The sequence below is a fragment of the Luteibacter sp. P4_E6 genome (genome assembly GCF_056401535.1).
This window is the reverse complement of sequence record NZ_JBFUJE010000483.1, coordinates 1-2961: the sequence shown is the minus strand read 5'-3', so window position 1 is coordinate 2961 and position 2961 is coordinate 1. Positions and strand designations below refer to the sequence as shown.

Below are 2961 nucleotides of genomic sequence, written 5' to 3'. Positions count from 1 at the left end.
ATCTGGCCCGCTGCGCGGGATCGCCGATGAATCGGCTCCTACACACGGGTAAGATGTGCGAACGTCTTGACGGTGCCCTCCCATGAGCCTGCTACCCCCCATCGACCTGAAACGCTGGATCGACGAGAACCGCGCGCTGCTCAAGCCGCCGGTGGGAAACAAATGCATCGTCGACGGTGACTTCATCATCATGATCGTCGGCGGACCGAACGCGCGCACCGACTATCACTACGACGAAGGCCCCGAGTTCTTCTACCAGCTCGAAGGCGAGATGGTGCTCAAGGTCCAGGACGACGGCGGGGCACGGGATATCCCGATCCGCGCGGGCGAGATTTTCTATCTGCCTGCACGCACACCCCATTCCCCGCAACGCATGCCCGAATCCATCGGCCTCGTGGTCGAACGGCGCCGCGTTGCCGGTGAGCGTGACGGCCTGCTGTGGTTCTGCGAGAACTGCAACCATAAGCTCTACGAGGAATACTTCGTCCTCGACAGCATCGAATCGGACTTTCCGCCGGTCTTCGAAAAGTTCTACCGCTCGCTTGACGCACGCACGTGCAAGCAGTGCGGCACAGTGCACCCGGCACCGGCGAAGTACGCCGACTGATCAGCCCGCCCTATGTGGGAGCCGATTCATCGGCGAATGGGTGTTCGCGACAACCCGGCCCGCTGCCGCGGGATCGCCGATGAATCGGCTCCTACGGTGACAGCGGCTGCGTGTGCTGCCGGATGGCCAGCCACTTGGCGGCCATCCGGCGAAGCGATGGATCCGCCGTCGGATGGGTCGCCAGGTCCGCGATGGGCCGCCAGGCCAACGCCAGCGACTCCTCGTTCACCGTAAACGCCTCGCTGCCACGGGCGATGACCACGTAGCGCACGTCGTAATGCCAGTGCTCGGGCTCGTCACGGCGTGCGGGGATCACGTGCAGGTCCATGTCGAAGATCTCGGGGAGCACCTCGAGATCGGCCAGCCCCGATTCCTCCCGCGCCTCGCGCAAGGCGACGCCCGAGAGATCCGCATCGCCGTCGGCATGCCCGCCTAACTGCAGCCAGCGCTGCAACTTGCGGTGGTGCATCAGCAGGACGCGCTCGCCGTCGGCACTCACCAGCCATGCCGATCCCGTGAAGTGTCCGCTCTGCGTCTCGCGGTGAAACGGACGTGCCTCGCCGCGCAGCCACTCGTGGAAACGTACGACATCCGACTCGCGCGGAAAACGCGCCGCATAGCGCTCGAACGCGGTTGAGAGGCTCGGGTACGGATGGTCCATGGCGGGGCTCGGGCAAACGGGCGGGAATTCTCGCACGTCTTTTTCAGACAAGTCCGATGTCGGTCGCAGCTATGACCTGCCTACGATGGACTCCGCCGCGCACGAAGCGCGTCGACGCCCCGCAGCCGCCGCTGCAAACCGCAAGGACCCGCGCATGTCGCCCCGTCGTTTCCTCATTGCCACGCTCGTTACCGCCGCCATCCCGGCCTCCGCCCTCGCTGAATCCGCCCACGGTGAGGCCAACTTCACCGGCCCCCTTGTCACGCCGGCCGTCAATACCCTGCCCGCCGGCATGGTCAACGTCGAACCCTACCTGGTCCATACGAACAGCCGCGGCTGGTTCGACAGCACCGGCCAGCGCCACGCCGAGAAGCCGACGGCACGCCAGTGGCAGATTGCCTTGCCGATGATCTACGGTCTCACCGAAAACATTTCGGTGCAGCTCACCCTGAACGCGGCACGCACGTCGGTCGACGGCAGGCACAGCGATGGCCTGCGCATGGGCGATTCCGCCCTTCGCGTGCAGAGCCGTCTCAAGGCCCCGGAGGCCGACGGCACCGGACTGGTGCTCGCCGTCTCGGCGGCGCAGCGACTGCCCACCGGCAAATATCACCGGTTGGAGAGCAATCCCCTCAACGGCACGGGCTCCGGCGCCACGCGCACGACGCTCGCCCTTGGCGCCCAACAGCTCCAGTGGCTGGAGAACGGTCACGCGCTGCGCTGGCGTGGTCAACTGGCCTGGAGTCCGTCGCCCGGCCGCGTGCGTCTGCGTGGCGCGAGTGTCTACGGCACGCCGGCCGGATTCCGCGGCCACGCTACGCCCGGTCAGGCCTGGAACGCCTCGCTGGCGGCCGAATACGTACTCGATCGCCGATGGGTGCTGGTCGGCGAGGCAATCTGGAACCGCGAAAGCGGTACCCGCGTCCGTCGAAAGGCCGGCGGCCTTGCGGCCTACACCTTCCCTTCGGGCCATGCCTTCAGCCTCGCGCCCGCCGTGGAATACCACTTCAACCCGAAAGTCGGCCTGATCGCCGGCGTCCAGTTCACCGTCGATGGCCGCAACGCCACCGACGACGTGGCACCGCAGGTCGCGCTGAACATGGTCTTCTGAGCATCGCGCCTTGTCCGAGCACAACCGCCGCAAGTCATGGTCGACATCCGCAACTCCTGTATGCAATGCGTTGGCGTGCCTCGCAATGCAACTTGTACGGCCTTGCCCCGCTGGGCTATGGTGCCGTGCCAGCGCTTCAGGGCAGCTGCGTGTCCAMCGTAACTCACGCGGCGGTCCCAATAATAAAAGGCTACATTCCGGCAGTAGGGGAGACACATGTTGAAACACCTGTTCGCGACGCATCCGATCGAGGCCGCGCCGCACGTAGACGCTGGTGAGCACGTTGAAACCGGCGCACATGCAAACAATGGCGAGCTCAAGCGGGTACTCACCGCGAAGCATCTGGTTCTTCTGGGTGTCGGCGCCGTCATCGGCGCAGGTATCTTCGTTATCACCGGCCAGGCCGCCGCACTTCATGCCGGCCCTGCCCTGGTCATCAGCTTCCTCATCGCCGGTTTCGCCTGCGCCCTTGCAGGCCTGTGCTACGCCGAATTCGCGGCCATGCTTCCGGTTTCCGGCAGCGCCTACTCCTATTCCTACGCCACGCTCGGCGAGTACGTCGCCTGGTTCGTCGGCTGGAAC

The 2961-nt window shown here is 65.5% G+C and carries 4 protein-coding genes; 3 read left to right on the top strand and 1 reads right to left on the bottom strand.

Annotated elements, in window-relative coordinates; all coding sequences use genetic code 11:
* The first annotated feature begins 82 nt into the window (after positions 1–82).
* Positions 83–607, top strand: a complete 525-nt coding sequence (locus tag AC1DT2_RS19570; RefSeq protein ID WP_477298138.1) for a 3-hydroxyanthranilate 3,4-dioxygenase — start codon at positions 83–85, stop codon at positions 605–607.
* 91 nt (positions 608–698) lie between these two features.
* Here AC1DT2_RS19570 and AC1DT2_RS19565 read toward each other — a convergent pair whose 3' ends face one another.
* A complete protein-coding gene (locus AC1DT2_RS19565) occupies positions 699–1268 on the bottom strand; it encodes an NUDIX hydrolase (RefSeq protein ID WP_477298137.1) in 570 nt (189 codons plus the stop codon).
* A gap of 154 nt (positions 1269–1422) precedes the next feature.
* On the opposite strand from AC1DT2_RS19565, the gene AC1DT2_RS19560 reads away from it, so the two are divergent.
* The gene (locus AC1DT2_RS19560) at positions 1423–2379 is read left to right on the top strand and encodes a transporter (RefSeq protein WP_477298136.1); all 957 of its coding nucleotides are present in this window, start codon (positions 1423–1425) and stop codon (positions 2377–2379) included.
* A 216-nt stretch (positions 2380–2595) separates the two neighbouring features.
* A partial coding sequence (locus AC1DT2_RS19555; protein ID WP_477298135.1) for an amino acid permease occupies positions 2596–2961 on the top strand: 366 nt, incomplete at its 3' end.

Bases quoted from the DNA above. Each gene is read 5' to 3' on its own strand.
- AC1DT2_RS19570 (WP_477298138.1), top strand. From the start codon at position 83: ATGAGCCTGCTACCCCCCATCGACCTGAAACGCTGGATCGACGAGAAC.
- AC1DT2_RS19565 (WP_477298137.1), bottom strand. From the start codon at position 1,268: ATGGACCATCCGTACCCGAGCCTCTCAACCGCGTTCGAGCGCTATGCG.
- AC1DT2_RS19560 (WP_477298136.1), top strand. From the start codon at position 1,423: ATGTCGCCCCGTCGTTTCCTCATTGCCACGCTCGTTACCGCCGCCATC.